The organism is Stenotrophomonas sp. RIT-551 (genome assembly GCF_026241915.1).
Taxonomy (GTDB): Bacteria; Pseudomonadota; Gammaproteobacteria; order Xanthomonadales; family Xanthomonadaceae; genus Stenotrophomonas; species Stenotrophomonas bentonitica_A.
Genome location: NZ_JAPJIU010000005.1, coordinates 182,575 through 202,632 on the forward strand (window position 1 = coordinate 182,575; position 20,058 = coordinate 202,632).

Sequence of the window (20,058 nt, forward strand, 5' to 3'; positions counted from 1 at the left end):
GCAGCCATGGCCAATACCTTTCACCGCGTCGGCACCGGCGCGCACCCTGTCCTGGTGCTGCATGGCTGGTTCGGCGACGCGCATGCGTTCGCGCCGATCGAGCCGTGGCTGTCCGGCGACGTGTTCAGCTACGTCTTCATGGATTGCCGCGGCTACGGTGGCATGCACGATGCGCGCGGCGAATTCACGATCGAGGAGATCGCCACGGACGCGCTCACCCTGGCCGATGCGCTGGGCATCGACACCTTCAGCGTGGTCGGCCATTCCATGGGTGGCATGGCCATCGAGCGCATCGCGGTGCTCGCACCGGACCGTGTGCGTGCGCTGGTCGCGGTTGCACCGGTACCTTGTGGGGGCATCGCGCATGAGCCGCCGACGCGACGACTGCTGGAGGCGGCAGCGGGCAGTGCGCAGATCCGTCGCGGCATCATCGATCGCAGCACCGGCGGGCGGCTGCCCGGCACATGGCTGGACTGGAAGGCGCAGTACTCGATGCAGCGCGCCTCGGCGGAGGCGTTCGCAGCCTATTTCCCGGCGTGGGCCGACACCGATTTCAGTGCCGGGATCGTGGGCCGACATCCAGTGAAGGTGCTGGTCGGCGAGCACGATCCGGTGTTCAACGCTGCGCTGATGGAGCGGACATACCTGCGCCGCTATGCGCACGCGTCCCTCGAGGTGCTGGGCAACGCCGGGCATTACCCGATGAATGAAACCCCGCTGGCCCTGGTCACGGCCATCGAGCGGTTTCTCGCCCCGTTCGGCGATGCCTGACCTGGCCCACCGGAGCAGGGGGCTCAGCGGCTGCCGAGGTACCCCTCGATCTCACTGTCGGCCAGCAGCTCGCGCAGCTGCGCCGCCGAGGCACGCCGCATCGGCTTTTCATCGATGGCCGAGAGCGGCGGCTGGCGCAGGCCATCGTAGGGCAGCACGGCGATGTCGAACGTCAGCGCTTCGGCACTGAAGATCCAGACCGGTGCATCCAGGCTGCGCTCGCGGTCCAGCCGCAGCCGGCGCGTACGCGATTCGGCCGGGATGCCGTGTTCGTCGAAGAAGCGCTGCACCGCATCGGCATCGTCGCTGTGCACCTGCAGCTGCACGGGACTGTTGGCATCGGCGGTGCCATCGAGCACCGGGCCGCACAGGCGCGGCGAGAACGTCTTGAGGAACTCCATCGCGCGCAGGGCGGCCTCGCGGCGCTGGCGCAGCTGCGCACCATGGTCGGCACCGGCAAACAGGCGCTGGTACTCACGCAGGGCGTCTTCGATCTCGGTGTTGCGGGGCAGGGAGGCATCGTCATGGATGCCGAGCCGTGTCGCGGCCTTGAGCTTGGCCTGGTGGTAATCGCGGATGCCGCCCTCGGCCATCAGGCGGGCGGCCTCATGCGCCAACTGGTGGCGGCGCTCACGGGTCTGCGTGGCTGCATGCTGACGGGCTCGATGCATGACCGGTACTCCTTGGCGACCTGCACGGCAATGTACACCGGCCATGTGACAGGCGGGTAGAGCCACGCCATGCGTGGCTGTGCCTGCGATCAGGGATTGCGTGCAGCCACCCATGGGGCGGCTACCGGAGCGATGGGGCGGACGATACGCCGGAGGGGGGCGCCGGGCGTACCCGGCGCACGCAGTCAGAAGATATCGAACGCGGCGTCGTCGGCCTGCGGGGTGTGGCTGTTGAAGTCGTACTCCTCCAGCTTCTCCATGTCTTCGACCTTGACCCACTCGGTGGCGCCGTTGAGCGTGGCCTGGACCATGCCCGACGGCGGCTCGTTCTGCGCGATCGGCGTGTCCTTGAGCGCCACGCGCATGTACTCGATCCAGATCGGCAGGGCGGCGCGGCCGCCGTATTCGCGGTAGCCGAGCGAGCGGAAGTCGTCGCGGCCGACCCACACGGTGGTCGCGTACGGGCCACCGAAACCGGAGAACCAGGCATCGCGGTGATCGTTGGTCGAGCCGGTCTTGCCGCCCACGTCCTCGCGGCCGAGCACCTTGGCCGCGGTGCCGGTGCCGCGCTGGACCACGTCGCGCATCATCGAGTTCAGCTGGTAGGCGGTACGCGCATCGATCGCGCGCGGCGCGACCTTGGCATCCGGGTTGACCGGCACCGGGGCCGGTGCCTCGGCAGCGGCGGTCGCCTGCTGGGGCTTGGCCGGTGCGGTGTTTGCCGCCGGCGCGGAGCCGAAGTTGAACCCGTCCACCACCTGGCTGACCGGCACGCCGCTGTTGCCGGCGCAATCGCGGCAGGCAACAGCCGGGTTTTCCTTGAACACTTCCACGCCATCACGGTCGGTGACCCGATCGATCAGCCAGGTATCGACCCGCGAGCCGCCGTTGGCGAACACCGCGTAACCGCGGGCCACCGAGAGCGGGGTCAGCGACGCGGTGCCCAGCGACATCGACAGGTTCGGTGGCAGCTCGGCCTCGGCGAAGCCGAATTCGCTGATGTACTTGCGCGCGTAGTCCACGCCCATGCCGTCGAGCAGGCGCACCGAGACCAGGTTGCGCGACTGCACCAGCGCTTCACGCAGGCGCATCGGGCCACGGAAGCCGCCGCCATCGTTCTGCGGCGACCAGGTCTTGCCGCGGCGGTCGCGGAACACGACCGGGGCGTCGAGCACGATCGAGGCCGGGTTGAAGCCCTTGTCGAAGGCCGCCGCGTAGATGAAGGGCTTGAAGCTCGAGCCCGGCTGGCGGCGCGCCTGGGTGGCGCGGTTGAACTTGTTGCCCGAGAAGCTGAAGCCACCGACCAACGCTTTGAGTGCGCCGTTTTCGGCATCCAGCGAGACCAGCGCAGCCTGGCCGCGCGGGATCTGGTCGAGCAGCCACTCGCCTTCTTTCTCGCCGGCGCGCACGCGTACGATGTCGCCGCGGGTGACCAGTTTGGCCGGGGTCTTGCTGGTCCAGCGCGCGGCGTTGGCCGGCAGCACCACTTCGCTGCGGTTGCCCAGCACCACGGTGGCGCTGCCATCGGCCGCGGTGGCGGCGACGATCGCCGGCAGCAGGCCGGTCTGCGCCGGAATGCCGGACAGCTTGGTGGCCAGCGCGGCGGCATCGGCGTCGGCCGGGACCTCCACGTGCTGCTCCACGCCGTGCCAACCGTGGCGGTGGTCGTAGGCCAGCAGGCCGTCGCGCACCGAGAGGTTGGCCGCGGTCTGCAGTTCGGCGTTGATCGTGGTGGTCACGTGGTAACCCTTGTTGACCACGTCGCCGCCGAAGCGGGCGATCATTTCCTGGCGGACCAGCTCGGCCACGTACGGGGCCTCCACCTGCAGCGGCGGCTCATGCGCGGTGGCGTGCATCGGCACGGCCTTGGCCGCGTCCGCCTCGGCCTGGGAGATGAAGCCCAGGCTGGCCATGCGCTGCAGCACATAGAAGTCGCGGCGCTCGCGGGCGCGCTCGGGGTTGCTCAGCGGGTTGCCGCTGGAGGGGAACTTGGGGATGCCGGCCAGCGAGGCCATTTCGTCCAGGTCCAGCTCGCCCAGCTTCTTGCCGTAGTAGAACTCGGCCGCGGCGGCCACGCCGTAGGCGCGGTTGCCGAAGAAGCTCTTGTTGAGATACAGCTCGAAGATCTCGTCCTTGCTCAGCTCGCTCTCGATCTTCCGCGCCAGCAGGATCTCGGCCAGCTTGCGGGTGTAGCTGTACTCCGAGCTCAGGAAGAACTGGCGGGCGACCTGCTGGGTGATGGTCGAACCACCGGGCACGCGCTTGTCGTTGGTGGTGGCCAGCAGCCACACCGCGCGGCCGATGCCCTTGTAGTCCACGCCGCCGTGCTCGTAGAAGCGCGCGTCCTCGGTGGCCAGGAAGGCCTGCTTGAGGCGCTCGGGGACGTCCTTCATGGTGATGGGGGTGCGCCGGGTCTCGCCGAACACCGCCATCAGCTTGCCATCGCTGGCATAGACGTACATGGGCTCCTGCATCTCGACGTCGCGCAGGGTCTGCACGTCCGGGAGCTTGGAGGAGACGGCGTAGTAAAGGCCGCCGGCAACCGCGGCGCCGATCAATGCCAGGACCAGGAACGCGACCAGCATCCAGCGCAGCCAACGGCGAAGACGTGTCATCAGTGACAGATTCCGATTGCGAATTTCGTGGTCGCAGAGTATAGATTACGCAAGGGAACGGCTGGGGGTGTTCCCGGGGAGAGCAGTCGATCACCGTCTGGGGACGCGTGAAACGAGCAGTGATGCCCGTTTTACAGCTTGACGGTTGCGATTTGCAAAAAAAACGTTATTAATGCGCGGTCGCAGGTTCTGCGTCCAAGTGCCCATCGGCAGGGGAGAAACCGTGGGGCTTATCCCAAAAAGCCAGTCGCCTCTTATCGGCGTCGATATCAGCTCGACTGCAGTAAAGCTGTTGCAGTTATCCCGCAGCGGCAATCGTTTCCGCGTGGAACATTACGCCGTGGAACCACTCCCGCCGAATGCGGTCGTGGAAAAGAACATCGTGGAGGTCGAAGCGGTCGGGGAGGCCATTCGACGTGCCGTGAACCGCTCCGGAACCAAGGCACGCCATGCGGCGGCAGCCGTGGCCGGGTCGGCCGTGATCACCAAGCTGATCCCGATGCCCGCCGACCTGGACGAGAACGACATGGAAGCCCAGGTCGAGCTCGAGGCGGTCAACTACATCCCGTACCCGATCGAGGAAGTGAACCTCGACTTCGAAGTGCTGGGTGCGATTCCGAACAACCCGGAAATGGTCCAGGTGCTGCTGGCTGCCTCGCGTTCAGAGAACGTCGAGCTGCGCCAGTCGGCACTGGAGCTGGGCGGGCTGGTGGCGCGGGTCATGGACGTGGAGGCCTTCGCGGTCGAGAACGCCTTTGCCCTGGTCGCCAGCGAGCTGCCGGTGGCCAGTGATGGCGTGGTCGCGCTGGTGGACATCGGCGCCACCATGACCACCCTGAATGTCCTGCGTGGCGGCCGCAGCCTGTACAGCCGCGAACAGGTGTTCGGCGGCAAGCAGCTGACCGACGAAGTGATGCGCCGTTACGGGCTGACCTATGAAGAGGCCGGCCTGGCCAAGCGCCAGGGCGGGCTGCCGGAAAGCTACGAGATGGAAGTGCTCGAGCCGTTCAAGGAAGCCACGGTCCAGCAGATCAGTCGCCTGCTGCAGTTCTTCTATGCAGGCAGCGAGTTCAACCGGGTCGACCACATCGTGCTCGCCGGCGGCTGCGCGGCCCTGACCGGCCTGCCGGACATGGTGGAAGAGCAGCTGGGCGTGGCCACCGTGGTGGCCAACCCGCTGGCACAGATGACCCTGGGCCCGAAAGTGCAGGCACACGCCCTGGCCCAGGACGCCCCGGCGCTGATGATCGCCACCGGTCTGGCGCTGAGGAGCTTTGACTGATGGCGCGCATCAATTTATTGCCCTGGCGCGCCGAGCGGCGCAAGCAACGCCAGCGCGACTTCTACGCGATGCTCGGTGCCGCCGCCATCGGCGGTCTGCTGCTGTCGCTGTTGATCTGGTTCTATTACGACCGCCAGGTCAGCGGGCAGGTGGATCGCAACACCTTCCTGCAGGCCGAGATCGACAAGGTCAAGGAGCAGAACAAGGAAATCGAACGCCTGGACCGCCAGAAGGACCGCCTGCTGGCACGCAAGGGCGTGATCGAGGAACTGCAGGCCAAGCGCTCGCAGATGGTGCATCTGTTCGATGCGCTGGTGCGGACCATCCCGGACGGGGTGGTGCTGACCACGCTCAAGCAGGAAGGCGACGTGCTGACCCTGGAAGGGCGCACGCAGTCCAATGCGCGCGTCAGTGCCTACATGCGCAACCTGGAAAGCTCGGGCTGGATGACCAACCCGGAGCTGTCGATCATCGAGGCCAAGGCGCCGGACAAGGAGAAGACCTCCACCGCCCCCGGGCAGCTGCTGGACATCAAGTCCCTGCCGTACATGTTCGTGGTCAAGGTGAACCTGCCCGCACAGAGCGATGCCGCCCTGTCCGCGGATGGTTCGGTGGTCGATACCACCACCGCCGCCGCGCCGGTTGCCCCGGTCGCCCCTCTGTCCGCCGCCCCGGCCGCGCCATCGCAGGATCCGGCCGCCGCACCGGCAGGGTCGGCCGCTCCGGACGCTGCCGCACCGGCCAAGCCGGCCGGTAGCCGCATTGTTCCGACCACGCCGCCCGCACCTCCGCCGGCGCCTGCCAATGCGCCGGAGGGGAGCCAGCAATGAGCCAGAAGATCAACCTCAAAGAGCTGGACTTCAACAACATCGGCAACTGGCCGCAGCAGGCCAAGGTCGTGTTCTGCGTCGTCCTCGCCCTGTTCATCGTGGTCATGGGCTGGTTCCTGCTGATCAGCGGCAAGCGCGACGAGCTCTCGGCCCTGGTCAACAAGGAAGCCGAGCTGCGCACCGAGTTCGAGAAAGAACAGGGCCGTGCGGTCAATCTGGAGCCGCTCAAGCAGCAGCTGACCCAGATGGAGCAGGTGCTGCAGCAGATGCTGCGCCAGTTGCCCAGCAAGACCGAAATGCCGGACCTGATCATCGACATCTCGCAGACGGCGCTCTCCAGCGGGCTGGCCAACGAGCTGTTCCAGCCCGGTGCCGAGCAGCCCAAGGAGTTCTACGCCGAGAAGCCGATCGCCCTGCGCATGGTGGGCAGTTACCACCAGTTCGGTGCCTTCGTCAGTGGCGTGGCCTCGCTGCCGCGCGTGGTCATCCTGACCATGCACGACATCAACCTGAAGCCCAAGGATCCCAAGACCGGCATCACCGCCCGCAGCGGTGCGCTGGAGTTGTCCGGAACGGTCAAGACCTACCGTTACCTGGATGACGTGGAGATGGAAGCCCAGGAGAAAGCCGCTGCCGAGCAGGAAAAGGCCGCCAAGGGAGGCCGGAAATGAGCCGCTTGAACCCGACCGCACGGGTATGCGGCCTGTTGGGCGTGGTGCTGCTGGCCGGCTGCGCCCGCGGCGTGACCAGCACGCCCGGCGATGCACCGAACCTGGAAAAGTGGGTGGCCGACGTGCGTGCACGCCCGGCACCGCCGCTTGAACCGTTGCCGGTGATGCAGCAGTTCGAGACGTTTGAGTATTCCGCGCAGGGGATGCGCGACCCGTTCACCGACGCCTGGACCAATCCGCAAGGGGGATCGGGGCTGCGTCCGGATCCGAACCGCCGCAAGGAGCCGCTGGAAGATTTCCCGCTGGACAGCCTGGACATGGTGGGTTCGATCGGCCGTGGGGGCGGACTCGTCGTGCTGGTGATGGCACCGGACAAGGTCACCTATCGGGTGCGTCCGGGCGTCTATCTGGGGCAGAGCGACGGGCGGGTGACCGGGGTCTTCGAGGACCGGATTGAGCTGATTGAACTGGTGCCGGATGGCGCGGGTGGCTGGCTGGAACGGCCGGCAACGCTCGCGCTTGAAGATCAATGAATGATTATGGGGATAGCACGATGACCTTTTCCAACGCCCTGCGGCTGCGTCCGGTCCGGCGGCAGAAGCTGATCCACCTGTGCGCGCTGGGAGTCGCGCTCATGGTGGCCAACGGCACGCTGATGGCGGCCACGCCCAGCGGCGCCGTGCCAAAACCGGCGGCCACCACCGCGCCGGCGACTGCGCCGGCCTCGCTGTCGGTGTCCAAGATCGACTTCAAGCGCGGCGACGATGGCGCCGGCCGGCTGATCCTGCAGTTTGACGGTCAGGGCGCCAGCCCGGATCTGCGCAGCCAGGGCAACAGCGTCGTCATCGACGTGGGTAATGCGCGCCTGCCGGAAAACCTGCAGAAGCCGATCAACGTGACCGACTTCGCCACCCCGGTGCAGCGCATCGACGCCAAGCCGTATGGCGGCGGCACCCAGCTGGTGCTCAACACCAACACCGCGTTCGAATCGCTGGCCTACCAGAGCGGCAACGAGTACGTGGTGGAGATCAGCCCGCGCCAGGCGGCCCCGGCAACCGGTGCGGTCAATGCCGCCACGGTCAGCCAGGCGGCGGCGTCCGTCGCCCAGCGCGGCTACAGCGGCAAGCCGGTGACCTTCAACTTCCAGGACGTGCCGGTACGTACCGTGCTGCAGCTGGTGGCCGAGGAATCCAACCTCAACGTGGTCGCCTCCGACAGCGTCCAGGGCAATGTGACCCTGCGCCTGATCAATGTACCGTGGGACCAGGCGCTGGACATCGTGCTGCGTGCCAAGGGCCTGGACAAGCGCCGCGATGGCGGCGTGATCTGGGTTGCACCGCAGCCGGAGCTGGCCAAGTTCGAGCAGGACAAGGAAGACGCGCGCATCGCGATCGAGAATCGCGAGGACCTGGTCACCGATTACATCCAGATCAACTACCACAACGCTGCGGTGATCTTCAAAGCGCTGACCGAGGCCAAGGGTATCGGCGGCGGCAACAGCGGCAGCGGCGGCAGTGGCAGCGGCAGCAATTCGCAGGAAGAAAGTGGCTTCCTGTCCTCGCGTGGCCGGATCGTGGCCGACGAGCGCACCAATACGCTGATGATCAGCGACATCCCGAAGAAGATCGCGCGGATGCGCGAGCTGATCAACGTGATCGACCGCCCGGTCGATCAGGTGCTGATCGAAAGCCGGATCGTGATCGCCACCGACACCTTCGCACGCGAGCTCGGCGCGAAGTTCGGCATCAGCGGCAGCCGCGACAACGTGTACTTCAGCGGCGACCTCGGGCAGAACGGCAAGAACATCAACGACCGTGCGGCCAAGGACTTCGAATACCAGAAGGCCATCAACGAGTGGGTGGCCGGAGGCCGCACCGGCGCGATCCCGGTCCGTGCGCCGTCCACCATCAACAGCGGGTTGAACTGGAACCTGCCGGTGGACGCGCTCAAGAGCCCCGGCTCGCTGGCGCTGTCGATCCTCAATGCCGGTTATCTGCTGGACGTCGAACTGTCGGCCATGCAGGAAGAATCCCGCGGCGAAGTGATCTCCAACCCGCGCGTGGTGACCACCAACCAGCGCGAAGCGGTGATCAAGCAGGGTAAGGAAATCGGCTACGTCACCATCAGCGGTGGCGGTGCCGGCGGTGTGGCCCAGGCCAACGTGCAGTTCAAGGAAGTGGTGCTGGAGTTGAAGGTCACCCCGACCATCACCAACGACAACCGCGTGTTCCTGAACATGGCGGTCAAGAAGGATGAAGTGGACAGCTACATCGTCCTGGATGGCTACGGCACCGTGCCGACCATCAACCGCCGGGAAGTGAACACCGCCGTGCTGGTCGATGATGGCCAGACCGTGGTGATCGGTGGCGTGTATGAGTTCACCGACCGCAACAGCGTCAACAAGGTACCGTTCCTGGGCGACGTGCCGTTCCTGGGCAATCTGTTCAAGAAGCGCAGCCGCAACAAGGACAAGGCCGAACTGCTGGTGTTCGTGACCCCCAAGGTGCTGCGCGTGTCCCGGACCACCCCGGCCGTGAATTGATACGCACCCTCATGCAGTGAGGAAAGGGCCGCCGCGTGCGGCCCTTTCTGCGTTCAGCCAATCTTGATGTCGTAACCGGCGCTGTCCTGCCATCATGGCGATGGAACCTCTGCCCACCGTGGAGGTCACATGGATGCCATGAATCTGCCGCCCCCCATGCCCGATACCCCCACGCCCGCTCCGGTGGAGCACGACCGCCTGCACGATGCCTTCCGCGCGCTGCGCGATGGTCTGTCGTCCGAAATCGTCGGCCAGAGCGCGCTCGTCGAGCGCCTGCTGACCGCACTGCTGGCGGATGGCCACCTGCTGGTTGAAGGCGCCCCGGGCCTGGCCAAGACCACCGCGATCCGTGCCCTGGCCGCCCGGCTGGATGCGGATTTCTCGCGCGTGCAGTTCACCCCGGACCTGCTGCCGGCCGACCTCACCGGTACCGAAATCTGGCGCCCGCAGGAAGGGCGGTTCGAGTTCGTGCCCGGCCCGATCTTCCATCCCATCCTGCTTGCCGACGAAATCAACCGCGCCCCGGCCAAGGTGCAGTCCGCGCTGCTCGAAGCCATGGGCGAGCGCCAGGTCACCGTGGGCCGGCATACCTATCCGCTGCCCTCGCTGTTCCTGGTGATGGCCACGCAGAACCCGATCGAGCAGGAAGGCACCTTCCCGCTGCCCGAAGCCCAGCTGGACCGCTTCCTGATGCATGTGCGGATCGGCTATCCCGATTCGGATGCCGAGACCGAAATCCTGCGCCTGGCCCGCGAGCGCGCCCGCGAGGCGCTGTCCACGCCGGCCGCCGCGCCGGCCCGCATGCCGCTGAGCGATGTGTTCGCCGCGCGCAAGGCGGTGCTGTCGCTGCACGTGGCACCGGCGCTGGAGCGTTACCTGATCGAAATCGTGCTGGCCTCGCGCGATGCCGCCCGCTACGACCCGGCGCTGGCCCGGCGCATCGCCTGGGGCGCCAGCCCGCGTGGCTCGATCGCGCTGGAACGCTGTGCGCGTGCGCGCGCCTGGCTGGCCGGGCGTGACTTCGTCACCCCGGACGATGTGCGCAACGTGGCGCCGGATGTACTGCGCCACCGCGTGCTGCCCAGCTATGAAGCCACCGCCGAAGGCTGGGATGGCGAGCGCCTGGTCGCCGAGCTGCTGGCCCGCGTGCCGGCGCCCTGAGCGCGATGGAGACCCCCGTGCATACGGCCACGCCGCTGGAGGGCGATGGCCTGCGACCGAGCCTGGCTGAGCTGGTGGCGCTGCGCCGCAGTGCGCATCGCGCACCGCCGGCACGCCGTGGCCGCCTCGGTCATGCCGGCAGTGCGCCGTCACCGGCGCGTGGCCGGGGCATGGAGTACGCCGAGTCCCGCGACTACGTGCCGGGAGATGATGCGCGGCATATCGACTGGCGGGTCACCGCGCGCACCGGGCGGGCCCACACCAAGCTGTTCCAGGCCGAGCGCGAACGTTTGACACTGCTGGTCGCCGACACCGATCCGGTGCTGTATTTCGGGACCCGGGTCCGCTTCAAATCCGTGCAGGCCGCACGCGTCGGCGCGGTCGCGGCTTGGCTGGCGCAGCGCCAGGGCGATCGCCTCGCCGCCGTGCGGGGCAGTACCCAGGAGCCGCCGATCGCACCGGCCGGTGGCACCCGCGGGGTGCTGCGCGTGCTGGATGCCTTGACCCGCTGGTACGCCGAACCGCCTGCCGAAGATGCCGGGCTGGATCGCGCGCTGGAGCAGGCGGCACGGTTGCTGCGTCCGGGTGCACGCGTGGTCGTGCTGGCCGATCCGGCGCGCGCCTCCACCATCACCAGTGCCCGCTGGGCTGCGCTGGCCATGCACCACGAAGTGGTGGTGATGCTGCTGGTCGATCCGCTGGAACGGGCACCTCCCGCCGATGCGCTGCCCTTCCTCTCCCAAGGACGTCGCGTCCTGCTTGATCTGGGCAATGCGGCGGTGCGCGAGCATTGGCGCGAACGATTCGTCGCGCCGCTGGATGCATTGCAGACCACCTTGTCCGCACGCCGGATCCAGGTGCACGTGGTCTCTACCGATGACGCCAGCGACAGCTGGTTGAGCCCGCTGCCGACCGCGGTGGTGGCATGAGCGCGGCCGCGTCGCTGCCGCTGCGCGATGTGCAGCTGCCGCCGTCACCGCCATGGTGGCCGCCCGCACCGGGCTGGTGGCTGGTGTTCGCCGCGCTCGTGCTGGTGGTGGCCGCGATCTGGGTCTGGCAGTGGCGTGCGCGGCGCGCGCGCCAGCGGTGGCTGGAGCTGTTCGATGCCGAGGTCGACCAGGCCGGCTCGCCGGTACTGCAGGTTGCTGCGATCGCTTCCCTGCTGCGCCGTGCGGCGCGCCGGTACCAGCCTGGCGCGGAGCGTCTGCAGGGGCCGGCGTGGCTGGCGTTCCTGGATGAGAACAACAGCCGCGCCTTCTCCGACGGCGACGGCGCGCTGCTGCTGGACGGTGGCTATCGGCCAAGCGTGGATGCCGAGGCGGTGCAGCGGCTGCGCGTGCTCGCGCGCCGCCGCTATCTGTCGCTGCTTACGGAGCGGCGCCGATGATCGCGATCACGCTGCCGACGTGGTTGAGCTGGGTCGACAGCCTGGCCTGGCCCTGGATGCTGCTGGCGCTGCCGTTGCCGATCCTCATGCGCTGGTGGCCGTCGCGCCCCGGCGCGGGCGCCGCGCTGCGGGTGCCCTATGCCGCCGACCAGCTGCAGTCGCTCGGTGCTGCCCCGGGCGGTGCGGGGCCACGGCTGGGGCGTGCATTGCTGTGGCTGGCCTGGGCCTGCCTGTGCGTGGCCGCCGCGCGGCCGCAGCAGCTCGGCGATGCAGTGACGCCGCCACAGCAGGGCCGGCAGATGATGCTGGCAGTGGATGTGTCCGGCAGCATGAGCGAGGCGGACATGATGCTCGGCAACCAGGTGGTCGAGCGGCTGACCGCGGCCAAGGCGGTGCTCGCCGACTTCCTGGACCGCCGCGTCGGCGATCGTGTCGGCCTGCTGATCTTCGGCGAGCGCGCCTACACGCTCACGCCGTTGACCGCCGACCTCACCAGCGTGCGTGACCAGCTGCGCGACAGCGTGGTCGGCCTGGCCGGGCGCGAGACGGCGATCGGCGATGCGATCGCGCTGGCGGTCAAACGCCTGCGCGAACAACCCCAGGGCCAGCGCGTGCTGATCCTGCTCACCGACGGCGTCAGCAATGCCGGCGTCCTCGAACCGCTGCGCGCGGCCGAACTCGCCCAGGCCGAAGGCGTGCGCGTCTACACCGTGGCCTTCGGCGGCGATGGCGGCATCAGTCTGTTCGGCGTGCAGATCGCGCCGGGCGACGACCCGGTGGACGAGGCGACCTTGAACAGGATTGCCGAGCTCACCGGTGGCCGCTCGTTCCGCGCGCGCAATACCGATGAGCTGGCCGGCATCTATGCCGAGCTGGAGCGGCTGGAACCGGTCAAATCGACGGGCCCGGCGGTGCGGCCGCGGATCGAGCGCTACGCGCCGCCGCTGGCATTGGCGTTGCTGCTGGCCGGCCTGGCCTGGCTGCTGCCGAGGCGCTGGATATGAGCGCGAGCTGGAACGCCCTGCATTTCATGCGCCCCGAGGCCCTGTGGGCGCTGCTCGCGCTGCCGCTGCTGGTGGCGATCTGGTGGTTGCGCCGGCGCCGGGCCAACGTGTGGCGGCAGACCGTGGATGCGCATCTGCTGCGCCACCTGCTGGTCGGCCGCGACCGTCGCGCCTGGGGCGGGTTGGTGCTGTTGCTGTCCGGTACGGTGATCGCGATCGTGGCCCTGGCCGGTCCCTCGTGGCGGCAGGTCGCCCAACCGTTGTGGCAGACGCCGTCGCCGCTGGTGGTTGCGCTGGATCTCTCTTCGCGGGTGACCGCGACCGATCTGCCGCCGTCGCGCCTGCTCCAGGCACGCGCCAAACTGGCCACACTGCTGCGCGAACGCCAGGGCGGTGAAGTCGCCCTGCTGGTGTACGCCGATGACGCCTACACGGTGGCGCCGCTGACCGACGACATGGCCAATGTCGCCCTGTACCTGGATGCCTTGGCACCGGACGTGATGCCACGCGATGGCCAGCGCGCGGACCGTGCGCTGGAAACGGCGGTGAAGCTGCTGCAGCAATCCGGCGCACGCGGTGGCGACATTCTGCTGCTGACCGATCGCGCCGATGCCGATGCAGAACAGGCGGCGGCCTCGGCACGCGCGCAGGGTTTCGTGGTCTCCGTGCTCGGCCTGGGTACGCCGCAGGGCGCGGCCTACCGCAATGGCGAAGGCCAGATCGTGCCCGCGCGGCTGGAAGAGGGCACCCTGCGCGGCGTCGCCAGCCGCGGCGGCGGTCGCTATGCCCGCATCGCCTCCGACGACAATGATCTGGCCGCGCTGGACGTGTTGATCCCGCGGGTCAGTGCCGATGACAGCCGCGAAGGACAGGGCCGCACCTGGCGCGATGAAGGTTTCTGGCTGCTGCCGCCGCTGATGGTGTTGGCCCTGTTTGCGTTCCGGCGGCGAGGCGCACTGGCGGTGCTGGTGATGATGGCGGCAGTGCCGATGGCGCTGCCCACGACGGCGCACGCCGCCGAAGGAACGTGGTGGCAACGCGCCGACCAGGTCGATCAGCAACGCTTGTCCAGCGGCGTGGATGCGTACCGCAAGGGCGACTTCAAGGCCGCGCAGCAGCAGTTCGAGGGCATCGACACCGACGCCGGCTGGTACAACCTCGGCAACGCATTGGCGCGCCAGGGGCAGTACGACGCGGCGATCGAAGCCTATGACCGCGCCTTGAAGAAGCATCCCGGCATGGCCGATGCGGTGGCCAACCGCGCCGCGGTCGACGCCGCCCGGAAGCGCAAGCCGCCGCAGAACAACGACCAGAACAACGATCAGAAGGACGGAAAGAGCCCGCCCGAAAAGCCCGACGCAGGCACGAATCAGGGGCAGCAGGGACAGGGCAAGGAGGGTGACGGTTCGCCGCCGCAGAACCAGGGCCAACCGGGGCAGTCACCGCCGCCCTCGTCCGGTGATCCGAAGGATGGCCGCTCCCAGGGCGAGAAGTCACCGCAGGCCGCCGACAGCCAGGCGCAGGCCGAGGCCGACGCCGCCCAGCGCGAGCGCATGCAGCAGGCGATGCAGCGCCAAGGGAACAACGACGGCAACGACAAGGCCGAGGGCCAGGTCAGTGGCACCCCGCAGCAGCGTGAGCAGCAGCAGGCGGTCGAGGCCTGGATGCGGCGGGTACCGGATGATCCGGGCAGCCTGCTGCGGGCCAAGTTCCAGCTGGAAAACGAACGCAGGAAACGGGAAGGGCGATGACACACTCCACGATACAGCGCTGGTTGCGCGCCGGGCTCGTCCTGCTGCTGTGCGCGAGCCTGGCCGCGCAGGCACAGACCCGGGCATGGCTTGATCGTGACCAGATCACCGACAGCGACACCGTCACGCTCAACATTGAATCGGATGCGGGCGGTGGTGCGCCGGACTATGCACCGCTGCGGACCGACTTCGATCTCAGCAGCCAGACCAGCAGCCGCCAGGTGCAGTGGAGCAATGGCGCGATGACCTCGCGCGCGCTGTACGCGGTGGCGCTCAGCCCGAAGCGGAGCGGCACCCTGCAGGTTCCCGCCCTGCAGGTTGGCAGCAGCCGTACGCAGCCGCTGACGCTGCAGGTCGGTGCCAGCAGCGCATCGGCCCCCGCCGCGGCCACGGGCAACGCCGCCGTGTTCCTGGAAACCGAGGTCGATGATCCGACGCCGTACGTGCAGCAGAGTGTCGGCGTGGTGGTGCGCCTGTTCTACGCCGCGCAACTGCTCAGCGGTGAACTGGTGCTCGATACGCCGGCCGGTGCATCGCTGCAGCGGGTGGGCGAAGACCGCACCCTGGTGCGCGAGGTCAATGGCCGCCGCTACAACGTGGTGGAACGTCGTTTCCTGCTGATCCCCGAGCGCAGCGGAGCGCTGGTGCTGCCAGCGGCCCAGTTCAACGGGCGCAGCGCGGGCGGCTTTTTCAACGACATGTTCGGTGGCGATGGCCGCCTGCGCGCCGCGTCGGCCGAGCGCACGCTGCAGGTCCAGGCGCAGCCCGCGTCTGCCCCGCAGCCGTGGCTGCCGCTGCATGGGCTGCGCCTGCGCTACACCGCCGCGCCCACCACCGGCCGCGCCGGAGAAGCGGCCACCATCGTGGTCGAGGCCGTGGCCGAGGGCGCGACCAAGGCGCAGTTCCCGGAGCTGCCGGTGCCCGATGTCGGGCCAGGTGCGCAGGTCTTCGCCGAGCCGCCGCAGTTCGATGAAACCTTCAACGGCAGCACGCCGCAGCTCACGCTGACCCGGCGCTTCGCGATCGTGCCGCGCCAGGCAGGTGCGCTGACGGTGCCGGGGCTGCGCATGGCGTGGTGGGACGTGGCGGCCGGTCAGCCGCGCAACGCGAGCCTTCCGGACCTGCAGCTGGATATCGCCGCCGGCGTCGGCGGCAGTGCCGCAGCACCCCTGCCGGTGGACACCACCTCGGCCCTGCCGGGTGAGCCGGCCACGGCATCCACCGATCTCCAGTTGGCGCCTGCGCAGGCCGCGCCACGTCCCTGGGGCTGGATCGCCCTGTCGGCCGGCCTGGCCGTGCTGTGGCTGTTGACCCTGGCCTGGGGCTGGCGTCGACGGCGGCGCCCGGCGGTCGTACGGGGCACCGAAGGGGTCGTATCCGTCACCGCGTCGGGGAGTCCGTACACCCGCGCCGACCTGCGCCGAGCGATGGAAGCCGGCGGATGGGACGAGATCATCGCGGTGCTCGCGGGAATGGGCGGTGTGCAGACGTTCGAGCAGGTGCTCGAGCGCCTCGACGACGCACAGCAGCGGGCGGCGCTGGTCCAGATGCAGCAGGTCCGCTGGGGCGGGCAGGGCGGCGATGTCGGCCAGGCCCGACAGGATCTGCGCCGCGCCTTCCATGACGGACCGCACTGGCGGGCCCCTGCGGCCACGCAGAACAATGGCCTGGCGCCGCTGTACCCATCTGCGCATTCATAAAAAGGCGTGTCGGTCAGGGCGGCCGCCTTTGCTAAGCTGATTTCATTTTTTCGAGGAACGCCGCTCCATGACTGAGGCCGCAACGACCCGGCAGAAACTGCCTTTGCACTGGAAAATGGGCATTGGCTTCATCATCGGCCTGGTCCTCGGGCTGACCGTCCATGCGCTCGGTGGCAGCATCGACGGCCTGCAGGCCGCAGCCAAATGGGTGATGGACTACATCACCACGCCGGCCTCGGGCCTGTTCCTCAATCTGATCTTCATGCTGATCGTGCCGCTCATCTTCTCGGCGCTGATCATGGGCGTGTCGGAGATGGGCGACATCCGCGCCCTCGGCCGCATCGGCTGGAAGACGCTGGCATACACCATCCTGCTCTCCGGCATCGCCGTGGGCATCGGCCTGGTGTTGGTCAACGTGCTCAAGCCCGGCGCAGGCGTGGACCCGGTCGTGGCCGCGCAGATGCTCACCGAGAATGCCGAGCGCAGCAAGGAAATCGTCGCTGGCATCCATGGCACGCCCAAGGGCATGGACATGCTGCTGTCGATCGTGCCGAGCAACGTGGTCGAGGCGGCCTCCAGCAATGGCGCCATCCTCTCGCTGATGTTCTTCGCGCTGATGTTCGGCATCGGCATGGTGCTGACCGACGAGGCGAAAGTCGCCCCGCTGCGTCGCGCCATCGAAGGCATCTTCGAAATCTCGATGACCCTGATCAACCTGGTCATCCGTCTGGCCCCGTACGCGGTGGCCTGCTTCATGTTCAACCTGGCCGCGCTGTTCGGCTTCGAGCTGATCATCCGCCTGGGCGCCTACGTAGGCGTGGTGGTGCTGGCGCTGGGCCTGCACATGGTGGTGACCTACGGCGTCGCGGTATGGCTGTCCGGCCGCTCGCCGCTGGCATTCTTCCGCGACACCCAGGAGGCCACCGTGATGGCCTTCTCCACCGCCTCCAGCAATGCCACCCTGCCGACCGCGCTGCGCGTGGCCGACCAGATGGGCCTGCCGCAGAAGGTCTCGCGCTTCGTGCTGACCGTGGGCGCCACCGCCAACCAGAACGGCACCGCGCTGTTCGAGGGCGTGACGGTGATCTTCCTGGCGCAGTTCTTCGGCGTGGACCTGAGCATCGGCCAGCAGTTCATGGTGATGGCGGTCTGCATCCTGGGTGGCATCGGCACTGCCGGCGTGCCCTCCGGCTCGCTGCCGGTGGTGGCCATGATCTGCGCCATGGTGGGCGTGAACCCGCTGGGCATCGGCCTGATCCTGGGCGTGAACCACTTCCTGGACATGTGCCGTACCGCGCTGAACGTCACCGGCGATCTGGCCCTGACCACCCTGGTGGCCAAGGGCGAGGTGGACGATGGCCCGGTCGTGGCCACGGTGGCCCCGGCCCCCGCGCCGGCCCCGCGCGACTGAGCCTGCACAGGCCCGAGCTGACCTGACGCCCCGCCCAGTGCGGGGCGTCGTCGTTAAGGGCCTGGCCTGTCTTCGGCCTGACCCCGCCGATCACCTGTGGGACAATGGGCTGCCCGCAGCTCCGCGGGAGCCTCCCGACTCCGACAGAACCATGACGCAGCCTACCCGCCGCCAGTTGGCCAACGCCATCCGCTTCCTTGCCGCTGATGCGGTCGAAACCGCCAAGTCCGGTCATCCCGGCATGCCGATGGGCATGGCCGACATCGCCGAAGTGCTCTGGAACGACTATCTCCGTCACAACCCGAAGAATCCCAAGTGGTTCAACCGCGACCGCTTCGTGCTGTCCAACGGCCACGGCTCGATGCTGCAGTACGCGCTGCTGCACCTGAGCGGCTACGACCTGCCGATCGAGCAGCTCAAGCAGTTCCGCCAGCTGGGCAGCAAGACCGCCGGCCACCCCGAGCACCATGAAACCCCCGGCGTGGAGACGACCACCGGTCCGCTGGGTCAGGGTCTGGCCAACGCCGTGGGCTTCGCCCTGGCCGAGAAGCTGCTGGCGCAGCGCTACAACCGCCCCGAACACGAGATCGTCGACCACCGCACCTGGGTGTTCCTGGGCGACGGCTGCCTGATGGAAGGCATCTCGCATGAAGCCGCCTCGCTGGCCGGCACCTGGGGCCTGTCCAAGCTGGTCTGCTTCTGGGACGACAACCACATCTCCATCGACGGCAACACCGATGGCTGGTTCACCGACAACACCCCCGAGCGTTTCGAAGCCTATGGCTGGAACGTGGTGCGCGGCGTCGATGGCCACGACCCGGAGAGCATCAAGTCCGCCATCGACAGCGCGCTGTCGCAGTTCGACAAGCCGACCCTGATCTGCTGCCGCACCACCATCGGCTTCGGTTCGCCGGGCAAGGCCGGCAAGGAATCCAGCCACGGCGCCCCGCTGGGCAAGGACGAGCTGGAAGCGACCCGCAAGCAGCTGGGCTGGCCGTACGGCCCGTTCGAGATCCCGGAAGAGATCTACGCCGGCTGGCGTGCCGGCGGTACCGGCACCCTGCGCCAGGCCGAGTGGGAGCAGCAGTTCGACAAGTACGCCGCGCAGTACCCGGCCGAAGCCGATGAGCTGATCCGTCGTTCACACGGCGAGCTGCCGGCCGATTTCATTGCCAAGGCCGATGCCTACATCGCCCAGGTCCAGGCCGACGGCCAGACCATCGCCTCGCGCAAGGCCTCGCAGCTGGCGATCGAAGCGTTCGCGCCGCTGCTGCCGGAGCTGGTGGGTGGTTCGGCCGATCTGGCGCACTCCAACCTGACCCTGTGGAAGGCCAGCAAGTCGGTCGCCACCGATGACCCGAACGCCAACTACGTCTATTACGGCGTGCGCGAGTTCGGCATGACCGCGATCGCCAACGGCCTGGCCCTGCATGGCGGGTTCATTCCCTTCGACGCCACCTTCCTGGTGTTCAGCGATTACGCCCGCAACGGCGTGCGCATGAGCGCGCTGATCCCGGCCCACGCCATCCACGTGTACACGCACGATTCGATCGGCCTCGGCGAAGACGGCCCGACCCACCAGCCGGTGGAGCACCTGGCCTCGCTGCGCTACATCCCCAACAACGATGTGTGGCGCCCGTGCGATGCGGTCGAATCGGCGGTCAGCTGGAAGTCGGCGATCACCCGCAAGGATGGTCCGAGCTGCCTGGTCTTCAGCCGCCAGAACCTGCCGCACCAGCCGCGCAGCACCGAACAGGTCGCCCAGATCGCGCGCGGTGGCTACGTGCTGGCCGACGCCGAAGGCGGCGTGCCGGACGTGATCCTGATCGGCACCGGTTCGGAAGTGGGCCTGGCCGTGACCGCCAAGGCGGAACTGGATGCCGCCGGCATCAAGACCCGCGTGGTGTCGATGCCGTCCACCGACGTGTTCGAGCGCCAGGACGCCGCCTACCGCGAGTCCGTGCTGCCCAACGCCGTGCGCAACCGCGTGGCCGTGGAAGCCGGCGTCACCGGTTTCTGGCGCCAGTACGTGGGCCTGGACGGTGCGGTGGTCGGTATCGACACCTTCGGTGCCTCGGCCCCGGCCGAAGCGCTGTACAAGCACTTCGGGATCACCGCCGAGCACGTCGTGGCCGCGGCCAAGGCGCAGCTGGCGAACTGATCGTGGCGCCGGGCGATGCCCGGTAGCTGCAACGCGAAAGGCCGGGGAGATTCCCCGGCCTTTTCGTTTGTTGAAGGGCAAACACCACGCCATCCTTGATC

16 protein-coding genes are annotated in these 20,058 nt (G+C 68.2%); 14 read left to right on the forward strand and 2 right to left on the reverse strand.

The genetic code is table 11. The features are described from left to right. Positions 1–6 precede the first annotated feature (6 nt). Entirely contained in the window at positions 7–771 is a 765-nt protein-coding gene (locus tag ORK51_RS08695; RefSeq protein ID WP_266084734.1) for an alpha/beta fold hydrolase, read from the forward strand. A 23-nt stretch (positions 772–794) separates the two neighbouring features. Here ORK51_RS08695 and ORK51_RS08700 read toward each other — a convergent pair whose 3' ends face one another. Together ORK51_RS08700 and ORK51_RS08705 are read right to left on the reverse strand one after the other, a co-directional pair. Then, positions 795–1,442, reverse strand: coding sequence for a hypothetical protein (locus ORK51_RS08700; protein WP_266084735.1), 648 nt, complete (start codon positions 1,440–1,442; stop codon positions 795–797). Positions 1,443–1,627: 185 nt separating this feature from the next. Further along, positions 1,628–4,057, reverse strand: a complete 2,430-nt coding sequence (locus ORK51_RS08705) for a penicillin-binding protein 1A (RefSeq protein WP_261997234.1) — start codon at positions 4,055–4,057, stop codon at positions 1,628–1,630. 223 nt (positions 4,058–4,280) lie between these two features. On the opposite strand from ORK51_RS08705, the gene ORK51_RS08710 reads away from it, so the two are divergent. From ORK51_RS08710 to tkt, 13 genes are all read left to right on the forward strand, one after another. After that, positions 4,281–5,339, forward strand: coding sequence for a pilus assembly protein PilM (locus tag ORK51_RS08710; protein WP_019183880.1), 1,059 nt, complete (start codon positions 4,281–4,283; stop codon positions 5,337–5,339). Further along, on the forward strand, positions 5,339–6,169 hold the full coding sequence (locus ORK51_RS08715; RefSeq protein ID WP_266084736.1) for a PilN domain-containing protein: 831 nt from the start codon (positions 5,339–5,341) through the stop codon (positions 6,167–6,169). The genes ORK51_RS08710 and ORK51_RS08715 overlap by 1 nt, the downstream gene beginning before the upstream one ends. After that, positions 6,166–6,840, forward strand: a complete 675-nt coding sequence (locus ORK51_RS08720) for a type IV pilus inner membrane component PilO (protein ID WP_019183882.1) — start codon at positions 6,166–6,168, stop codon at positions 6,838–6,840. The genes ORK51_RS08715 and ORK51_RS08720 overlap by 4 nt, the downstream gene beginning before the upstream one ends. Continuing rightward, positions 6,837–7,373: a pilus assembly protein PilP gene (locus ORK51_RS08725; protein ID WP_019183883.1), complete on the forward strand. Its 537-nt coding sequence runs from the start codon at positions 6,837–6,839 to the stop codon at positions 7,371–7,373. The genes ORK51_RS08720 and ORK51_RS08725 overlap by 4 nt, the downstream gene beginning before the upstream one ends. Before the next feature lie 20 nt (positions 7,374–7,393). Continuing rightward, positions 7,394–9,382 carry a type IV pilus secretin PilQ gene (locus ORK51_RS08730; RefSeq protein ID WP_070425824.1) on the forward strand — a complete coding sequence of 663 codons (1,989 nt, stop codon included), beginning with the start codon at positions 7,394–7,396 and terminating at the stop codon, positions 9,380–9,382. Positions 9,383–9,520: 138 nt separating this feature from the next. After that, complete coding sequence (locus ORK51_RS08735; RefSeq protein ID WP_026069886.1) at positions 9,521–10,543, forward strand: AAA family ATPase; 1,023 nt, start codon at positions 9,521–9,523, stop codon at positions 10,541–10,543. 5 nt (positions 10,544–10,548) lie between these two features. Next, the gene (locus ORK51_RS08740) at positions 10,549–11,472 is read left to right on the forward strand and encodes a DUF58 domain-containing protein (RefSeq protein ID WP_070471163.1); all 924 of its coding nucleotides are present in this window, start codon (positions 10,549–10,551) and stop codon (positions 11,470–11,472) included. Beyond that, complete coding sequence (locus ORK51_RS08745; RefSeq protein WP_019183887.1) at positions 11,469–11,930, forward strand: DUF4381 domain-containing protein; 462 nt, start codon at positions 11,469–11,471, stop codon at positions 11,928–11,930. The genes ORK51_RS08740 and ORK51_RS08745 overlap by 4 nt, the downstream gene beginning before the upstream one ends. Beyond that, positions 11,927–12,934 (forward strand): vWA domain-containing protein, encoded by a 1,008-nt coding sequence (locus ORK51_RS08750; protein ID WP_070425821.1) that lies wholly within the window; start codon positions 11,927–11,929, stop codon positions 12,932–12,934. Before ORK51_RS08745 ends, ORK51_RS08750 begins: the two co-directional genes overlap by 4 nt. Continuing rightward, positions 12,931–14,685: a VWA domain-containing protein gene (locus ORK51_RS08755; RefSeq protein ID WP_266084737.1), complete on the forward strand. Its 1,755-nt coding sequence runs from the start codon at positions 12,931–12,933 to the stop codon at positions 14,683–14,685. Before ORK51_RS08750 ends, ORK51_RS08755 begins: the two co-directional genes overlap by 4 nt. Then, positions 14,682–16,385 carry a BatD family protein gene (locus tag ORK51_RS08760; protein WP_266084738.1) on the forward strand — a complete coding sequence of 568 codons (1,704 nt, stop codon included), beginning with the start codon at positions 14,682–14,684 and terminating at the stop codon, positions 16,383–16,385. Before ORK51_RS08755 ends, ORK51_RS08760 begins: the two co-directional genes overlap by 4 nt. 67 nt (positions 16,386–16,452) lie before the next feature. Continuing rightward, positions 16,453–17,796, forward strand: a complete 1,344-nt coding sequence (locus tag ORK51_RS08765; protein WP_070425818.1) for a dicarboxylate/amino acid:cation symporter — start codon at positions 16,453–16,455, stop codon at positions 17,794–17,796. Positions 17,797–17,947: 151 nt separating this feature from the next. Beyond that, on the forward strand, positions 17,948–19,957 hold the full coding sequence (gene tkt, locus ORK51_RS08770) for a transketolase (RefSeq protein WP_261997226.1): 2,010 nt from the start codon (positions 17,948–17,950) through the stop codon (positions 19,955–19,957). Positions 19,958–20,058 lie beyond the last annotated feature (101 nt).

Coding starts and splice junctions, on each gene's coding strand:
- tkt (WP_261997226.1), top strand. CDS start 17,948: ATGACGCAGCCTACCCGCCGCCAGTTGGCCAACGCCATCCGCTTCCTT.
- ORK51_RS08695 (WP_266084734.1), top strand. CDS start 7: ATGGCCAATACCTTTCACCGCGTCGGCACCGGCGCGCACCCTGTCCTG.
- ORK51_RS08765 (WP_070425818.1), top strand. CDS start 16,453: ATGACTGAGGCCGCAACGACCCGGCAGAAACTGCCTTTGCACTGGAAA.
- ORK51_RS08725 (WP_019183883.1), top strand. CDS start 6,837: ATGAGCCGCTTGAACCCGACCGCACGGGTATGCGGCCTGTTGGGCGTG.
- ORK51_RS08760 (WP_266084738.1), top strand. CDS start 14,682: ATGACACACTCCACGATACAGCGCTGGTTGCGCGCCGGGCTCGTCCTG.
- ORK51_RS08740 (WP_070471163.1), top strand. CDS start 10,549: ATGGAGACCCCCGTGCATACGGCCACGCCGCTGGAGGGCGATGGCCTG.
- ORK51_RS08730 (WP_070425824.1), top strand. CDS start 7,394: ATGACCTTTTCCAACGCCCTGCGGCTGCGTCCGGTCCGGCGGCAGAAG.
- ORK51_RS08720 (WP_019183882.1), top strand. CDS start 6,166: ATGAGCCAGAAGATCAACCTCAAAGAGCTGGACTTCAACAACATCGGC.
- ORK51_RS08700 (WP_266084735.1), bottom strand. CDS start 1,442: ATGCATCGAGCCCGTCAGCATGCAGCCACGCAGACCCGTGAGCGCCGC.
- ORK51_RS08745 (WP_019183887.1), top strand. CDS start 11,469: ATGAGCGCGGCCGCGTCGCTGCCGCTGCGCGATGTGCAGCTGCCGCCG.
- ORK51_RS08755 (WP_266084737.1), top strand. CDS start 12,931: ATGAGCGCGAGCTGGAACGCCCTGCATTTCATGCGCCCCGAGGCCCTG.
- ORK51_RS08715 (WP_266084736.1), top strand. CDS start 5,339: ATGGCGCGCATCAATTTATTGCCCTGGCGCGCCGAGCGGCGCAAGCAA.
- ORK51_RS08735 (WP_026069886.1), top strand. CDS start 9,521: ATGAATCTGCCGCCCCCCATGCCCGATACCCCCACGCCCGCTCCGGTG.
- ORK51_RS08705 (WP_261997234.1), bottom strand. CDS start 4,057: ATGACACGTCTTCGCCGTTGGCTGCGCTGGATGCTGGTCGCGTTCCTG.
- ORK51_RS08750 (WP_070425821.1), top strand. CDS start 11,927: ATGATCGCGATCACGCTGCCGACGTGGTTGAGCTGGGTCGACAGCCTG.